12 protein-coding genes are annotated in these 16977 nt (G+C 59.2%); 10 read left to right on the forward strand and 2 right to left on the reverse strand.

The window, feature by feature from the left end:
• Positions 1-64: 64 nt before the first annotated feature.
• The 3 genes from ACP7E6_RS13345 (at position 65) to exbD (ending at position 4225) form a co-directional block, all read left to right on the forward strand.
• Positions 65-2563, forward strand: a complete 2499-nt coding sequence (locus ACP7E6_RS13345) for a ComEC/Rec2 family competence protein (RefSeq protein WP_426230208.1) — start codon at positions 65-67, stop codon at positions 2561-2563.
• 225 nt (positions 2564-2788) lie between these two features.
• On the forward strand, positions 2789-3796 hold the full coding sequence (exbB, locus tag ACP7E6_RS13350; RefSeq protein WP_426230209.1) for a tonB-system energizer ExbB: 1008 nt from the start codon (positions 2789-2791) through the stop codon (positions 3794-3796).
• A 3-nt stretch (positions 3797-3799) separates the two neighbouring features.
• Complete coding sequence (exbD, locus tag ACP7E6_RS13355; RefSeq protein WP_426230210.1) at positions 3800-4225, forward strand: TonB system transport protein ExbD; 426 nt, start codon at positions 3800-3802, stop codon at positions 4223-4225.
• Between the two features lie 30 nt (positions 4226-4255).
• Here the strand turns inward: exbD and ACP7E6_RS13360 are convergent, their stop codons facing one another.
• Entirely contained in the window at positions 4256-4843 is a 588-nt protein-coding gene (locus ACP7E6_RS13360) for an acyloxyacyl hydrolase (RefSeq protein ID WP_426230211.1), read from the reverse strand.
• 266 nt (positions 4844-5109) lie between these two features.
• Between ACP7E6_RS13360 and ACP7E6_RS13365 the strand changes: the two genes are divergently transcribed.
• The 6 genes from ACP7E6_RS13365 (at position 5110) to exoR (ending at position 14559) form a co-directional block, all read left to right on the forward strand.
• Entirely contained in the window at positions 5110-5775 is a 666-nt protein-coding gene (locus ACP7E6_RS13365) for a protein-L-isoaspartate O-methyltransferase family protein (protein WP_426230212.1), read from the forward strand.
• A 213-nt stretch (positions 5776-5988) separates the two neighbouring features.
• Complete coding sequence (locus tag ACP7E6_RS13370; RefSeq protein ID WP_426230213.1) at positions 5989-7410, forward strand: TolC family outer membrane protein; 1422 nt, start codon at positions 5989-5991, stop codon at positions 7408-7410.
• 221 nt (positions 7411-7631) lie between these two features.
• The gene (locus ACP7E6_RS13375; protein WP_426230214.1) at positions 7632-8474 is read left to right on the forward strand and encodes a DUF2497 domain-containing protein; all 843 of its coding nucleotides are present in this window, start codon (positions 7632-7634) and stop codon (positions 8472-8474) included.
• A gap of 127 nt (positions 8475-8601) precedes the next feature.
• A complete protein-coding gene (locus ACP7E6_RS13380) occupies positions 8602-11442 on the forward strand; it encodes a valine--tRNA ligase (RefSeq protein WP_426230215.1) in 2841 nt (946 codons plus the stop codon).
• Positions 11443-11907: 465 nt separating this feature from the next.
• Complete coding sequence (locus ACP7E6_RS13385; RefSeq protein WP_426230216.1) at positions 11908-13149, forward strand: OmpP1/FadL family transporter; 1242 nt, start codon at positions 11908-11910, stop codon at positions 13147-13149.
• Between the two features lie 606 nt (positions 13150-13755).
• Positions 13756-14559 (forward strand): exopolysaccharide production regulator ExoR, encoded by an 804-nt coding sequence (gene exoR, locus ACP7E6_RS13390; RefSeq protein ID WP_426230217.1) that lies wholly within the window; start codon positions 13756-13758, stop codon positions 14557-14559.
• A gap of 22 nt (positions 14560-14581) precedes the next feature.
• Here exoR and xth read toward each other — a convergent pair whose 3' ends face one another.
• Complete coding sequence (gene xth / locus ACP7E6_RS13395) at positions 14582-15370, reverse strand: exodeoxyribonuclease III (RefSeq protein ID WP_426230218.1); 789 nt, start codon at positions 15368-15370, stop codon at positions 14582-14584.
• Between the two features lie 144 nt (positions 15371-15514).
• On the opposite strand from xth, the gene ACP7E6_RS13400 reads away from it, so the two are divergent.
• Positions 15515-16975 carry a phospholipase D-like domain-containing protein gene (locus ACP7E6_RS13400; protein ID WP_426230219.1) on the forward strand — a complete coding sequence of 487 codons (1461 nt, stop codon included), beginning with the start codon at positions 15515-15517 and terminating at the stop codon, positions 16973-16975.
• Positions 16976-16977 lie beyond the last annotated feature (2 nt).

Consider the following 16977-nt stretch of genomic DNA (forward strand, 5'->3'; position numbering starts at 1 on the left):
CGGTTGCATTTCGTTCGTTCGGGTTGCAGAATGTGGCGAGACGTGGGCGGGCGGAACGGCATCCATGACACAGGGGCAGGAGCCAGGGGGGGCACCGGGTGTGCAGCCCGACAGAGGGCATCTCCACGCCTTTGCGAGCGTTTCGTCCCTTCCTGACATTGCGACGAAACAGCCGGAAAACCGGGCCTGGCGCAGTCACCTCGGCGATTTTACATCGACGCGCAAGAGATTGCGAGCCGTTCACTGGCATGCTGAGCTGAAACGGGCTGCATTGGAGGAAGTGGCCTTCGGGCACGCCTTGCTGTTCGTTCCTGTCTTCCTTGGTCTAGGCTCGATTGTGTGGTTTCGGCTCCCGCAGACGCCGGGCCATCTCAAACTTGCACTGCTGATGTGCGTTTTCGGCATGGCCGCTCTTGCGCTTCGCCACCGTCCGGCTCTTTTGCGCACGGGCATGTTCATTGCCGCTTTGTTGACCGCGGGCATGGGGCTTGCCGCATGGGAGACCGCGCGTCTGCAAACCGTAGTGCTCGACACGCCGGTGACGACATGGGTGCGGGGTACCGTCACCGCGCGGGAAACCACGGATCGCGGCTATTGGCGATATACCGTCGCTGTCAGCCAGACCTCGGAGCCGGAACTGAAACGCCCGCCAGCCAAGGTCACGCTTTTGTCCCGCAGCCGCGAAACGCCCGTCGGGATCGGCGGCGGGATCAAGGGCAGGGCGCGGTTATCGCCGCCGTCCGGGGCTGCCCTTCCCGGCCTCAATGATTTCGCCTTCGACAGTTATTTCAAGGGTATTGGCGCTGTTGGCTATTTCTACGGAAAACCGCAGGCTGTTTCAGACGTCGAAGACTTGGACAGAAACGGGATTGCCGCTTGGCGTGCTGATATCGGCGAAACGATCGCCCGCTGGCGGGAGGCCGTCGGCACGCGTATTCGCGGTACGATCGGGGGCGACGCCGGAGCAATAGCGGCAGCGCTGGTCACGGCCGAGGAACGGGCCATCGGCCGGCCGACGATCGAGGCGCTGCGCCAGGCGGGACTTGCGCATGTGCTGGCGATCTCCGGATTGAACATGGTTCTGGCCGCCGGAACCTTCCTGATCGGTGCGCGCACGCTGCTGAGCCTTGTGCCCGGGCTGGCCCATCGTTTTCCGATCAAGAAACTCGCTGCCGCCGGGGCGCTTGTGATGGTGTCTGCCTATATCCTCATCTCGGGCGGCGCTGTTTCGGCGGTGCGATCCTGGATCATGATCTCCATCATGCTGATCGCCGTGTTCTTCGACAGGCCGTCGATCAGCCTGCGCAATGTGGCACTGTCGGCGTTGATCATCCTGGTCACTACACCATCGGCCGTGACGGGGCCGGGCTTCCAGATGTCGTTTGCGGCAACGCTGGCTCTGGTTGCAGGCTATGCCCATTGGCGCGACCGGCCGGGCCGCGACATTCATTCAAAAAGCCGCAGCATCGGTCCATTGAAAGCAGTCGGCGGCTTTTTCGCCGGCCTGCTGCTCAGTTCGGTGATCGGCGGCCTGTCGACGATGATTTATTCGGCAGGCCATTTTCACAGGCTGGCGGCCTACGGTTTGATCGGCAATGTGCTGGCCATGCCGATCATCAGCATTTTCGTCATGCCCTTTGGTTTGCTGGCCATGCTGTTGATGCCGTTCGGTCTTGATCGTTACCCCTTGCTGGTCATGGGGCAGGGGCTCGAGTGGATGATATCCATTGCGCGGATGGTGTCCTCCTGGGGCGGCGAGGTGACAACCGGCCGCATTCCGGATCACGCCTTCATGCTGATTGCCGCCGGTGGTGTTTTGGCCTGCCTGTTCCGGACATGGCTCGCCGCATCCGGCCTCTTGATCATCGCCGCCGGTCTTGTGGTGACCTCGACAAGTGCGGTTGTTCGCCCGGATATCGTGATCGCCGAAGATGGTCGCCTGGTGGCCATGATCAGGCAAGCGGAGGCAGCCAGTAACCGGACCAAGCCTCCGGATTTTGTATTTTCCCAATGGCAGCGCGCTCTGCGCCTCAAGGATCATCGACAGCCGCAGCAACGGCCTGAACTGGCGATCAGGGACGCCGTTGAACCAGCATCAAGCGGTGGACAAGCGGCCGACGCAAGGAAAACAAAGCCTCCAATCGACACGGGTGCGGCACGCGCGGTCATCCGCAGGCTTTTGGCGGACGCGGTACCCGGACGTTTTGTCTGCGTTGCAAAGCAGTGGTGTGCAGCGATGGCGCAGCAAGGCTGGCGTATCGTCACCGTTGACGATGCGCGTTTCATCGGCATCGCCTGCGAAGAGGCTGATATCGTCGTGACGCCGGTTCGGCTGCGGTTTCGCACCTGCCGCTCCGGAGCGCTGTTGCTGAGCGGCCACAGTTTGCGCCGCACGGGGGCGGTCGAGATTTATGGCGCCAGCCCCCGCTCTGTGGACAATGCGGCCGATCGTGCGGACATGAGGGTGGTGTTTGCGCAGGAGCATTTGCAGCGGCCATGGGCACAACACCGGACTTATGATTGGCGAACAGGGCTGTTCGACGCTAGGGAAGCGAATGAATGAACGTTCTACCCCGTCGGCTTGCTCGGACTGACGTCGATTTTTGCAAGATTGTTTATTCTTGATTAAAGCACTCCACAAATACTTGTCTTTCAGCCATAGTATGTCATATGAAGCCGCAATTGATGCAGGCGCGTTCGGCGCCGGCCGTCAAACGATGGATTTACATGGTCCCGCCATCTTATCCTCCCAAGGGGTCGGCGGGCAAAGACGAGGTAGGGATAGGTCATGCCGAACCGTGCAATGCCGAAATGGATGATGCTGGCGGCCGTGCTGCTGGCGTTCTCGAATGCCGGAGCGCTTCGCGCGCAGGAAGCCCCGGCTGCCACGGTCAATGAAACACAGCAGCCGGTTCAGGTTACGCCGCAAGCTGGCGTATTGCCGGTCACGCCTGCCAATGAAGCGACGCCGGCGGCGCCGTTGAACGATCAGGCAGTGTCTGCGGACGGGACCGTACCGGACATTGCCGAAGCGACCGCGCCCAACCCGGTCCTGCCGCATGATCTTTCGCCGCTCGGCATGTTCATGGCTGCCGATATTGTCGTCAAAGCTGTCATGGCGGCTTTGGCCCTGGCGTCGGTTGCGACCTGGGCAATCCTGTTTGCCAAGTCTTTCGAGCTTGCTGCCGCCAAGCGCAGTGCCAAGCGGGCGCTGCGTGCCTTGTCCGATGCGGTGGTGCTGCGGGACATGCGCGAGACGCCCACGGTGAAAAAGGGACCGGCTGCAGATATGATCGCGGCCGCCAGCGATGAACTGTCGAAGTCGGAGGCCATACTAGATCTGGTCTCGACTCAAGGGGTTAAGGAGCGCGTCTCCTCGCAGCTCTCCCGCATCGAGGCCGGTGCCGGCAAGCGCATTGCCAGTGGCACCGGTATTCTCGCTACGATCGGCTCGATCTCTCCGTTCGTCGGTCTGTTCGGGACTGTCTGGGGCATAATGAATTCGTTCATCGGCATCAGCAAGGCGCAGACGACCAACCTGGCGATCGTCGCGCCGGGCATCGCAGAGGCACTGCTGGCAACGGCCATCGGCCTTGTCGCTGCAATTCCCGCCGTCGTGATCTACAACTATTTCGCCCGCTCGATCGGCGGCTACCGTCTCATCCTTGCCGATGCTTCGGCTGCGGTCGAACGCCTCGTCAGCCGCGATCTCGATTTCCGTCAGGCACGCCGCCTGGCGCCGCGCAAGGCCGAAAGCCATGTGCATTCGGAAGCCGGCATCGCGCGGATCGGATAAGACATGGCCAGCAAAATCAGCGAAGGCAGTGGCGACCTCGAAGAAAACAGCGAGATCAACGTCACACCTTTCATCGACGTCATGCTCGTTCTCCTGATCATCTTCATGGTGGCGGCGCCGCTTGCCACCGTCGATATGAAGGTCGATCTGCCGCAATCGGCAGCTGCTCCGGTGAAACGTGAAGACAAGCCGGTTTTCGTCACCCTCAAGGCGGATCTTTCCCTGGCGCTTGGGAACAATGAAATCGATCGCGACGGTTTCGTCGCCGAACTCAACGGCATGACTGAGGGGAATGTGGAAACCCGCATTCTTCTGCGGGCTGACAAGGCCGTCGATTACGGTGAGCTGATGACGGTCATGAACCTCATCCAACGGGCCGGATACACCAAGATCGGATTGGTTGGCCTTGAAGCCGCGCCGGCCGGCTGATGCCGGCAGCTCAGGTACGATCAAGTCAGGTTAGAACTTGTAGCCGATGGCAAGGCCGGCATGGCTGAGGCCATCGTTCGGCCCATCGCAGAGATTGGCATGCGACGAATGGTCGGCTGTCGCGAGGATTTGCCAATTGTCCGTGACGCGATAACCGAGCGCGATCTGTTCGCGAAAGAGCAGGCGGCACCCGAGATCCGGGCCCTTGCCGTTGCTGCCGTCCAGCTTGCCATTGTGAACGGTTCCGCCAAGCCCAAGTTCAACGAACAGGCGGCTGGTGATGTCGGCGGTCCAGCTGAAGCCGCCAAAGATCTGATCCACTCCATCGCCGGTACCAACCGAGGCGCCAAGATAGATCCTTGGTTCCAGAATTGTCTGCTGCCATGTCGTCGCAGTGCCGCTCGACAACGGATCGAAGAAGATGGTGGCGGACGGGAAGATGCCGGGCTCAGAAGAGTTGCCGTTGCTAAGCGACGCACTGGCACCAAAGCGCAGTTCGTCGAAAATCGTTTCAGCCGCCACTGCGCTGCTCAAGCTTGAGACGGAAACCAACGCGCTGGCCGATAGAAGGAGAAGCTGGGACGTGAAATGATTTGGCTGTTTGAAACGTCCTGCCACTTTATCGATCTCCACTTCCGGTGATTCGCGTCGATGCTGCGAATCTGCCCAAATTTCTTGCCCACGGGAAGGGCAGAATATGCGAACCGGCTGTTGTGAAGCTTGCTTTTTTGCAAGAACTGCATTCCATAGCTTGAAACGGTAGATGCGCGGATTTATGAGCTTGCCCTGCCCGGACAGCTGAAGCGCCACCGGGTTGTTTTATCTGCGCAAGCCAAAAAGCGCGCACACGCCGGAAGACGATCCGGATCACAAAGGCAGGCAAGATGAATTTCGAAGCAGCACGCATCAAGATGGTCGATAATCAGATCCGCACCACGGATGTGACATCGCACGCCGTTCTCGCGGCATTCCTGTCAGTACCCAGAGAAGAATTCGTGCCTGCTGCACTGAAGCCGCTCGCCTATATCGATAGCGATATAGAGTTGTCGGCAGACGCTGCCGGCGGTCGGCGGTACCTGATGGAACCGTCGCCTTTGGCAAAGCTGTTTCAGCTGGCGGCAATTTCCAAGGATGACAAGGTTCTCGAGATCGGCTGCGGAACCGGGTATGCGTCGGCAATCCTGTCGGAACTTGCAGCCTCGGTCGTGGCGCTTGAAAGTGATGCCGCCCTTGTGTCGGAGGCGTCGGCAACTTTGGGCCGCCTTGGTCACGCGAATGTTTCGGTGGTCAGCGGCGATCTTGAAAAGGGCCATGCAGCGGGTGCACCATATGACGTGATCTTTGTTCACGGTGCCGTCGAAACGATACCGGAATCGCTGCTGACCCAGTTGAATGATGGCGGCCGTCTGGTTGCCGTGGTCGGCCTCGGCAACGCGTCGAGGGCGCAGCTCTTCCTGCGTGAAAACGGCAGGACCTCGGAACGCCTGGCGTTCAATACAGCCGTCAAGCCGCTGCCGGGTTTCCGCCTGACGCGGGAATTTGTATTTTAATACGCCGTCCTGCGAGTGAACGACACGACATCTGATCGTGGGCATGGGATTGGCGAAAATACGATTTGCCAATCCTATAATTAAATATTAGTTAAAAATAATATGAGGATCGTAAAAAGGCGACACTTTGACCATTTTTCCTCGATATCGCGACGGGACAAGGCGTGACAAGCAAATCCGGCACAGCTGGAGCGTCACGTTCTCGCAAATAGGATGTGCCCTGCCGGCCTTTATTTTGGAGTGAGTTTAGTGTCGATTTTTCGTAAAACGGCTGTGGCGGCCGCCTTTTCCTCCGCCTTGTGGCTTGTGCCGCATACCGTTCTTGCGGAAACCATTTCAGCCGCAATGGCAAAGGCCTATCAGAACAACCCGGATTTGAATGCCGCGCGTGCCGGGCTTCGCGCCACAGACGAAGGTGTGCCGATCGCCAAGTCCGGTTACCGTCCGCAAATCTCGGCTACCGCGACCGGATCAGCGACACGGCTGGGTGAGGAGAGCTTTCGACCCGGAACTCCGCTTATCAACCAAGACTTTACCGACGGATCTGCCGGGATCACCATTACCCAACAGATTTTCGATGGCTTTCAAACCCTGAACAACGTTCGGGCTGCAGAATCCACGGTATTTTCAAGTCGCGAAACGTTGAAGGCAAATGAGATTTCCATCCTTTTGGCGGCGGCGCAATCCTATGCCAACATCGCCCGCGATCAACGCATCGTGTCGATTCGCAAGCAGAACCTGGCCTTTCTCAGGGAGCAGTTGAGTGCCGCGAAGTCACGGCTGGACGTCGGTGAGGGGACCCGCACCGACGTTAGCCAGGCCGAAGCGGAACTGGCAGGAGCCCAGGCTATTCTCGTCAATGCCGTAGCGCAATTGAAACAGAGCGAGGCCGTCTACGTGCAGATCGTCGGCGATGTGCCAAAGGGTATAAAGCAACCAGCACCGGCATCGAAAGCACTTCCGAAAAGCCTTGATCAGGCTGTTGCCGCAGGTTTGCGCGATCATCCGTCCATTGCCGCCGCGCAGTACAATGTCGATGCCGCCGGATACCGGGTGAAGTCTGCCGAAGGGACAATGCTGCCAGGTGTGGTGGTGCAGGGATCAGTGTCACGCAACACGACCGATCGTGATAATGGCAGCGACTCCGCGAACGCCTCCATCACCGCCAGGCTTGAAGTTCCGCTCTATCAGGGTGGTGCCGAATACGGGCAGATCCGCCAGGCCAAGGAACGGATGGGCCAGCAGCGCATTCTGGTCGATTCGGCTCGCGCCGAAGTTCAGCAGACGATTATCACCGCCCATGCGCAATTTGAGGCAGCCCTTGCCACGACTGCCGCCAACAAGTCCCAGGTCGGCGCGGCAAACCAAGCCTTGGCGGGGGTCATAGAGGAACGCAAGGTTGGCCAGCGCACGACGCTTGACGTGCTCGACGCGCAGCAGAGCGTGCTGGTTGCCGAAGAGAGCCTCGTGACATCGCAACGCAATGCCGTCGTTGCCAGCTATTCGCTGCTTGCCGCCATGGGCCGTCTGACAATCCAGAGCCAGAATCTTCAGGTTGTCGAGTACCGTGCCGAAGAACATTACGAAGCCGTCAAAGACAAATGGTTCGGATTGAGAACCGTCGATGGTCGCTGACCGCAACGCCTGATGTCAGCCTATTTTCAGAGCCGTCCGCGCATGCTGCCCGGGCGGCTTTTTGCTGCCGCCATGTGATAGGTGACGCCGCCAACAAATCTGTGCAAGATTCCAACTAGATGATTCGCAGCGTTTTGTTCGGCGCCGAACTCGCATACAGTCCGGCCACTGACTGCGCGGCAATGTTTCGATCAAGCGCGACCGCAGAAACGGGGATAATGATGGCACAGCCCAATGTAGCGCGTGAACCTTCGATGGACGAAATTCTGGCGTCCATTCGAAAGATCATCGAAAGCAACGAGCCCGGCATTCCCGGTTTCCCCGCCAACGATCTCGGCCCGGCTCCGGACAATGCCTATCGCGGCTATGACGAGGACGAAGCCGCCGAAGACATTCACCTGACGATCGACGACGAGGTTCTTGCAAAAGAGTTCGAAGACGAGGAGCAAAAGCATTCTACCCCCGCCGAACCCCCGGTGCGTGCGTTTGAAGACGTCAACGCAAAACCAGCTGTAGCCGCGCCGCCAATGTCGCTTGCCGATGTCGCCGCGCGCGTTCGGGCAGCCTCTGAGCGGCATTCGGCACCGTTTCGCGAGCCGGAAAACCAGCCTGCCGCGCCCCGTGCCAAATCCGATAATCCGATGGTCACATCACGTATGGCACCATCGTCCTTGCCTTTGCAGGCTGAGAGCAAGCCGGAGACGGCAGCGGCACCCACGGTTTCCGTGGTTCAGCCGATTGTTGCTCCCGAAGTGCGCAATGAAGCGGTTGAACCCGTTGCCGTTCCTTTTGAACAGGCGCCTGCGCTGCGCCAGCCGCTGTCCATCGTGACGGAAAAGGATGTTGCGGCGCTTGTTTCGCCTGCCGTCGGCGAACAGGTCGCGCGCTCCTTTGGCGATCTGGCCCTCGCTGTCGATAGCAGCTCCCGCCGTTCGTTCGATGAAATCGCCGAAGACATGCTGCGCCCGATGCTGCACGAATGGCTCGACGACAACCTGCCGACGCTCGTCGAGCGGCTCGTGCGCGAGGAAATCGAGCGCGTTGCGCGCGGTCCGAGGCGTTAGACCACGCATTTCTTCCCTGCAAAGCCGCCAGCAATCACACTGGCGGCTTTTTTGCTGTTATTGTTGACAGCAATGCCCCGTTCAGATTTACAAACCACCGATATCAATCAGCAAGTTTGGCTCCAAAATGCTTGAAAAAACCTATGATTCCGCCGCTGTCGAACCGCGCATCGCCAAGATTTGGGATGACGAGGACGCCTTCCGTGCAGGTGCAGGGGCAAAACCGGGCGCCGAGAGCTTCTGCGTGGTCATCCCGCCGCCAAACGTCACGGGCTCCCTGCATATGGGCCACGCGCTGAACAATACGCTGCAGGACATCATGGTCCGCTTCGAGCGCATGCGCGGCAAGGACGTGCTCTGGCAGCCCGGCATGGACCATGCCGGCATCGCCACGCAGATGGTCGTCGAGCGCAAGCTGATGGAACAGCAGTTGCACCGCCGCGAGATGGGCCGTGAGGCCTTCATAGACAAGGTCTGGGAGTGGAAAGCCGAATCCGGTGGTCTGATCTTCAATCAGCTCAAACGTCTCGGCGCCTCCTGCGACTGGTCGCGCGAACGGTTCACCATGGACGAGGGGCTTTCGAAAGCCGTCCTCGAAGTCTTCGTCTCGCTCTACAAGGACGGCCTGATCTACAAGGACAAGCGGCTGGTCAACTGGGACCCGAAGCTGTTGACCGCGATCTCCGATATGGAAGTCGAGCAGGTCGAGATGAAAGGCAGTCTCTGGCATCTGCGCTATCCGCTGGAAGACGGCGTCACCTATCAGCACCCCATCGCCTTCGACGAGGACGGCAAGGCGACGGAATGGGAAACGCGCGACTATCTGGTCGTGGCGACGACCCGGCCGGAAACCATGCTGGGCGATACCGGCATTGCCGTTCACCCCGACGACGAGCGCTACAAGGCGATCGTCGGCAAGCATGTCGTTCTGCCGCTGGTCGGCCGTCTCATCCCGATCGTCGCCGACGAATATCCTGATCCGACGGCCGGAACCGGCGCCGTCAAGATGACGCCGGCCCACGACTTCAACGACTTCGAGGTCGGCAAGCGCCGTCATCTCCGCCAGGTCAACATCCTGACGATCGAGGGCCATTTGACGCTTGCCGGCAACGAGGATTTTCTCGAAGGCCTGCCGGCCACCGACGAGCTGGAGGCCGTTGTCTCGGCGCTCGATGGCGTCGAGCGCTTTGCTGCGCGCAAGGCGATCGTCACGATGTTCGAGGAGCGTGGCCTTCTCGACAAGATCGAGCCGCACCAGCATACGGTTCCGCACGGCGACCGCGGCGGTGTACCGATCGAGCCTCGTTTGACAGAACAATGGTGGGTCGACAACAAGACGCTGGCCAAGCCGGCCATTGCCTCGGTTCGGCAGGGCCGCACGCAGTTCGTTCCGAAGAGCTGGGAAAAGACCTATTTCCAGTGGCTGGAAAACATCGAGCCTTGGTGCATTTCCCGGCAGCTTTGGTGGGGACACCAGATACCGGCTTGGTATGGCCCGGATGGCCAGGTTTTCGTCGAGAAGAGTGAAGAAGAAGCGCTGCATGCGGCCATTCAGCATTATCTCTCGCATGAAGGGCCAATGAAGGCCTATGTCGAGGATCTGCTGGAGAACTTCCGGCCGGGCGAAATTTTGACGCGCGACGAAGATGTTCTCGACACGTGGTTTTCTTCGGCCCTCTGGCCATTCTCGACGCTGGGCTGGCCCGACAAGACGCCGGAGCTGGAAAGATATTATCCGACGAATGTTCTGGTGACCGGGTTTGACATCATCCCGTTCTGGGTTGTCCGGATGATGCAGATGGGCCTGCACTTCATGAAGGACGATGCCGGAAATCCGGTGGAACCCTTCCACACCGTCTATATTCACGCCTTGGTTCGCGACAAGAACGGCGCGAAGATGTCGAAGTCCAAGGGCAACGTCATCGATCCGCTCGACCTGATCGACGAGTATGGCGCCGATTCGCTGCGCTTCACGCTGGCGATCATGGCGGCGCAGGGGCGAGACGTGAAACTCGATCCGGCCCGTATCGCCGGCTACCGCAATTTCGGTACCAAGCTCTGGAACGCCACGCGCTTTGCTGGCATGAACGGTGTCGCCAACGATCCGAAATTCGTGCCCGAAACATCTTCGCTGACGATCAACCGCTGGATACTCACCGAGCTGTCGCGCACGATCCGCGACGTCACCGAGGCGATCGAGAACTACCGTTTCAATGAAGCTGCGGGCAGCCTGTACCGGTTCGTCTGGAACCAGGTCTGCGACTGGTATCTGGAACTGCTGAAGCCCGTTTTCGGCGGCGATGATGAGGCCGCAAAGGCCGAATCGCGGGCCTGCGTTGCCTATATCCTCGATGAGACCTACAAGCTCCTGCATCCGTTCATGCCCTTCATGACGGAAGAGCTTTGGGCCCAGACCGCAGGCGAAGGCACGGCACGCGACGGCCTGCTCTGCCACGCAGACTGGCCGGCCGCATCTTATGCCGATGACGCTGCTGCCGGTGAGATCAACTGGCTGATCGACCTGGTGTCGGGCATCCGGTCTGTCCGTTCGGAAATGAATGTTCCGCCGGCTGCGATCGCGCCCCTGGTTGTCGTTGAAGCCAGCATGGTGACAAAGGAACGCCTGGAACGCCATGCCGCGGCGATCCGCCGATTGGCGCGTGTCGATGCGATCGATCTTGCGGCGGCTGCGCCGAAGGGGAGCGCGCAGATCGTCGTTGGCGAGGCAACGGTGTGCCTTCCCCTCGGCAGCCTGGTCGATCTGTCGGCTGAAAAGCTGCGGCTGGAAAAGGCGATCGGCAAGGTCGAGCAGGAGCGCGAGCGCATCCTCGGCAAGCTGTCGAACGAGAAGTTCGTCTCCAACGCCCGCCCGGATGTGGTCGATGCCGAGCGTGAACGCCTGGCTGAACTCGATGGCCAGAAGGCATCTCTCGCCGTCGCGTTGGCGACGGTCGCTGACGCCGTTTGAGGGTGAAGCAGCTACGGGGAAGCATGCTGTTCAGCATGCTTATGCCACTGATATATATTTGAAAATGATCATAAAAGGCGGTTTCGGCCGCCTTTTTCTGTTTTATTGATTCTATTTTTCCGTGCCGCAGAGCCTCTGACGCCCGAAAACGTGCCCTCTGCGTCTGCTCATGTCTTCCACGCCGCGCCTGGGGGCCAAAAAATGGCATTGTTGTGTCGAAGTTACAGTTGCGGTGATTTATGGAGGATTATTCCTTTTTCGGCGATTTCTTGATGCAAAGGTAAAATTATTTACCCCATCTTCTCATTTTCACGCGAATCTGGATTTTCTTACGTAAATTTTTGTTGCGCTGATGTGTCCAATTGCGAAATCTAGGTATTTGCCATTCGCCATTCGCAGTCGATAGTTCTTTTCGACAGGTCGGCGTTCGCGTCGGCCAATGATCTGTGTTCAGGGGGGAAACGGATGATCCACACGAAAATCAAGGCGACGATCACGGCGGCGGTTGCTGTACTTTTGACGAGCACGGCCGCAAGTGCCGGCGGTCTCGAGCGCGGCGGCTACAATATTGACCTGCTGTTCGATCCATCGACCTATGCCGCTGAGGCCGCGGCCACATACGTCAATCCGCAACGCGAGCTTGATAATGTGGTGGACGTCAATCCGGCGAACGGCCTTGGTTCCAATGGTGTTGGCGGCGGTCAGACCAATGGTGTTGGTGAAACTGAAGGGTATTGGGTGCCGCGCATCGGCGTGAAGGCCGGTTTCGGCGACAGCATCGACTGCATGGCAGACTATTCGCAGCCATGGGGTGCGCATACCAACCCGGGCTCAAGCTGGGCGGGTGCCAACGACAATATTGAAACCAAGATCGAGAGCGACAACTACGCGGCCACCTGCTCCTATAAATGGGATGCGGGCAAAGGGCAGTTCCGCATAATCGGTGGTGGCTTTTACCAGGAAGTTGGCGGTTTCAAGGAACGCTTTGTCAGCCCTTTCGTGGCTCCAGGGTTTGACGGCGTTGGCCGATTGGATTTGGATGGGAGCGGCTGGGGTTGGCGCGCTGGCGCAGCCTATGAAATCCCCGAATATGCATTTCGGGCGAGCCTCGTTTACAACAGTGCGGTGGATCTCGACGATCTGGGCGGTACAGTCGATCTCACCGGAGTTAGATTGCCGGTCCGCAACGCTGGCGGCGCAGTTATCGGCACCGTTCCGGGCACGAAGTACGACGTATCCAGCTTCGCGTCGATGCCGGACTCTCTGGAACTCAAGGTTCAATCCGGTGTAGCCCCAGGTTGGCTCGTCTTCGGATCGGTCAAGTGGACCGACTGGAGCCAACTGCAGGTCATTCAGGTCACTCCGAACAGCACCGTTGATCCGCGCAACCTTCCAACCAGCCTTGTTCTTCTCTATCGCGACGGTTGGACAGTGACCGGCGGTGTTGGTCACAAGTTCAACGATCAGTGGAGCGGCGCGGCCAGCCTGACCTGGGACCGTGGTACCAGCCATGGCTACGGCAACCAGACTGACAGTTGGACGCTTGGAACCGGCGTATCCTATTCGCCGACCGAAAACGTCGAATTGCGTCTCGCGGGCGCAGTCGGCCTTCTCACCAGCGGTAGCTCCGTCGGTGAAGATGTGAAATACGATTTTGGCAATGATATCGTGACCGCCATTTCGACCTCGCTGAAGGTCAAGTTCTGATCGTTGGAAACAGAGTAAAACAATGGCTCGATGCTCGCATCGGGCCATTTTGGTATGCGCTGGCATTCGTGAAGAAAGATGTGTCCCTGACTTCAGCGCCCATGCGTTTGCATCTGCGCGGAATGGACCGCAGAGCGCGTCTCTAACCCGGGTTTCGTGACCATTAATTTCAATGGCGCTCACGGACAATTCTGTGCTTCCGGCATCACGTTTTGTGACGATTCAGCAACACATTCTTTCTATACTCTGTGACAGCCTGCTGGCTGGCGATTGTGTCTATTTCCCGCCACAAACTGGGAGCACCGATGGACTTGACAAATGCGCCGGTAGGTTTTGAGCATGCGGCGTTTGAGGGTAGATGAGTCATCGCGTTTTCGAAAAAATCCATGTCTCCCATGATGTTACGAAACTTCGAAGCAGCTTTTATTGGCTGTTTGGCAGGGTAGGTATCTGTGAGACGTATGGTGCGGCCGGGATGGGCCGCACTCTTGCCGGAAACGCTGGGTACTGTCTTGGAGATGCCAGTCTGTGCGGCGCTTTCGGCAGGGGCTTATTGGGAACTTTTGTGGACCGGATCTTGGGTTTGAACGGAAGAAATAGACTATCATGCTGATACGCGCTTACCGGTCGTTGACGTTTCTTGTTCTGAGTGTAGCGCTCACGCTGGCCGCTGAGCACCGCATGGCCTATGCGTTCGATCCCAACGCCGGAATCACCAAGGAATCGGGACCTTTCGCCCTCTTCAAGTTCGGTTTTTCCGCCTACAAGAATGGCCGCAAGGACGAGGCAGTCGAAGCTTACCGCTATGCTGCCGAAAAGGGCCATACGGGCTCCCGCTGGGCACTTGCCAATATGTATGCCTATGGCGACGGCGTGGCTGAAAACGACCTCGAAGCCTTCAAGATCTATAACGAGATTGCCGAGAAGGGCGTCGAGCCGGGTTCCGAGGACACCGGATACTTTGTCAATGCGCTGATTTCGCTGGCCGGTTATTATCGTCGCGGCATTCCCGACAGCCCCGTCAAAAGCGATCTCAGCCAGGCGCGCCAGCTTTATTTTCAGGCCGCGTCCACCTTCGGTGTTCCCGAGGCACAGTTCCAGCTTGCGAAGATGCTTCTGTCCGGCGACGGCGGCAGCGTCAATGTTCAGCAGGCGAAGAAATGGCTTAACCGTGCCCGCAAGAACGGTCACGCCGGTGCCATGGGTGTTTTCGGCAATGTGATCTTCCAGGAAGGCCAGACGGCGCGTGGGCTGGCCTACATGACCGCAGCACTTGACCAGTGTACCCCCAAGGAAAGGCCCTGGCTGCAAGCCCTGCAGGAGCAGGCCTTCTCGATTGCTGCCGAAGACGATCGCCGCAAGGCCGTCGCCATGTCGCACAGCATTCATCTCGACAGCGACAGCGATTGAGCCTTAAAGGCGTCAGCCCTTTTCAAGCAGCAAAATTGAATTGCGCCGCCACCGGAACGTGATCGGATGGCTTTTCCCAAGCGCGCACGTGCTTCTCGATATCTGTCGAGATCAATCTGTCCGCCGCTTCCGGCGACAGCATCAGGTGATCGATACGGATCCCAAAGTTCTTTGGCCAGCAACCGGCCTGGTAATCCCAGAACGTATAGAGCGGCGCAGCATCTGTTGTTGAACGGACGGCGTCGGCAAATCCCAGATTTTCGAGCCGGCGGAACGCCTGACGGCTACGCGGCTGGTAAAGTGCATCGTTCTGCCAGACCTTGACGTCCCAGCAATCGTGCGGCTCGGCAATGACGTTGTAGTCGCCAGCGAGAATCAGCGGCTCTTCCAGCGCGAGCCGGCTTTGCGCAAAGGCGTTCAGCCGCTCCATCCAGGATAGTTTATAGGGAAATTTTTCCGTTTCGACCGGATTGCCGTTGGGCAGATAGAGCGAGCAGACGCGGATTGCGCCGCCCTTGACGGAAAATACCCCTTCGATGAACCGGGACTGCTCGTCCGTATCGTCGCCCGGCAGGCCGCGGTTGATTTCGTCCGGCTTGAGCTTCGACAGGATGGCGACGCCGTTGAAGCCTTTTTGGCCATGCGTCTCGACATGGTAGCCAAGCGCTTCGATCTCGGCGCGTGGAAAGCCTTCGTCCATCGTCTTGATTTCCTGGAGGCAAACGATATCGGGCTGCGATTCTTTCAGCCAGGCCACGAGGACGTGGATGCGGGCCCGAACGCCGTTAATGTTCCAGGTAACGATTTTCATACGGATGACGTCCTTTCGGCTGACGGCGCAGGCGCCAGTTCTGCTTTTAGCGCCAGTGCAGCTTTTTCACAAACCCGATGCGGCAGAAAGACGTGTAGAGTGCCCCCGAATTGCTTCCTGATCCCGGCCCGTTATAGTCCGTGCATGATCGATTTGCTCACAACCTACTGGCCGCACATCCTCGCGGCGCTTTCCATTATCCTTGGCGTGCCGGCTGCCATTCACGCAACGATGACCAAGGACGAGGTGCGCTCGGCCCTTGGCTGGGTTGGCGTCATCCTGCTATCGCCGATCATCGGTGCGTTGATCTACGCGGTTGCCGGCATCAACCGCATCCGCCGCTCGTCGATCGGACAGCAGCGGTCGCTGTTCCGCGAGCGCGGACCGGACGCCATGGGCAAGTTCGATATTTCCAGCGCGCTGGTTGCCGAGCGGTTCGGGCAGCGATTCGGCGCGATGAAACTGCTCGGGGATCGTGTCAGCCGGCATCGCATGTGCGGCGGCAACGGCATCACGATGCTGGAAGGCGGCGATATCGCCTATCCAATGATGCTGGAGCAGATCGGTGGCGCGGCGCGCTCCATCCTTCTCGAAACCTATATTTTCGATCGCGATCCGATCGGATTACGATTCGCCGATGCCTTGATCGCGGCTGCCAAACGCGGTGTCGCCGTTCGGGTGCTCATCGATGCCGTCGGTGCGCGCTACTCGGTGCCAAGCATTGTCGGTTACCTGCAGCAAGGCGGCGTCACCGTCAAAGTCTTCAACGGCAACATCATCATGGGGCTGCGGTTGCCCTATGCCAACCTGCGGACTCACCGGAAGATCCTCGTCGTCGATGGCTCGGTCGCCTTTACCGGGGGCATGAACATCCGCTCGGGTTTTACCGGCGAGTTTGCCGGAGAAGGGCAGGCGCGCGACACGCATTTTCGCGTGTCGGGTCCGGTCGTCGCCGACCTTTTCCAGGTGGCGTCCGAAGACTGGCGGTTTTCCAGCCGCGAAGCGCTGGATGGGCCAGCGTGGAAAATCTCGGTGGCGCCGCCGTTGCAGAAACCCACCGTGCTGATACGGGCCGTACCCTCCGGACCGGACCGTGCCAACGAATCCAATCACAAGATGATGATGGGGGCCTTTTCCGTCGCCAGGCGCAACATCCGTATCATGTCGCCCTATTTCCTGCCTGACCGGGAACTGATCAGCGCGCTTGTGACAGCGGCGATGCGCGGGGTCGAGGTCGATATCATCGTGCCTGCCGTCAACAACCTTGTGCTGGTGGATCGGGCGATGACGGCGCAGTTCGACCAGACCTTGAGGGGCGGCTGCCGCATCTGGCGTTCCACGGGTGCCTTCAATCACTCCAAGCTGATGACGGTCGATGACCGCTGGGCCTATGTCGGCTCTTCCAATCTCGATCCACGCTCGCTGCGGCTCAATTTCGAGATCGATCTGGAGGTGCTGGATGCCGGATTTGCTGGCGCCGTCGGGCACAGACTACAGGCCGTTTTGAGCAACGCCCAGCCTGTGACGCTGGCCGGTCTGCGCGCCAAGCCGTTTACGACACGCTTGCTCAACAAGATATTCTGGCTGGGGTCGCCCTATCTCTAGGG

This window comes from Pararhizobium sp. DWP3-4 (assembly GCF_049898205.1).
Lineage (GTDB): Bacteria > Pseudomonadota > Alphaproteobacteria > Rhizobiales > Rhizobiaceae > Pararhizobium.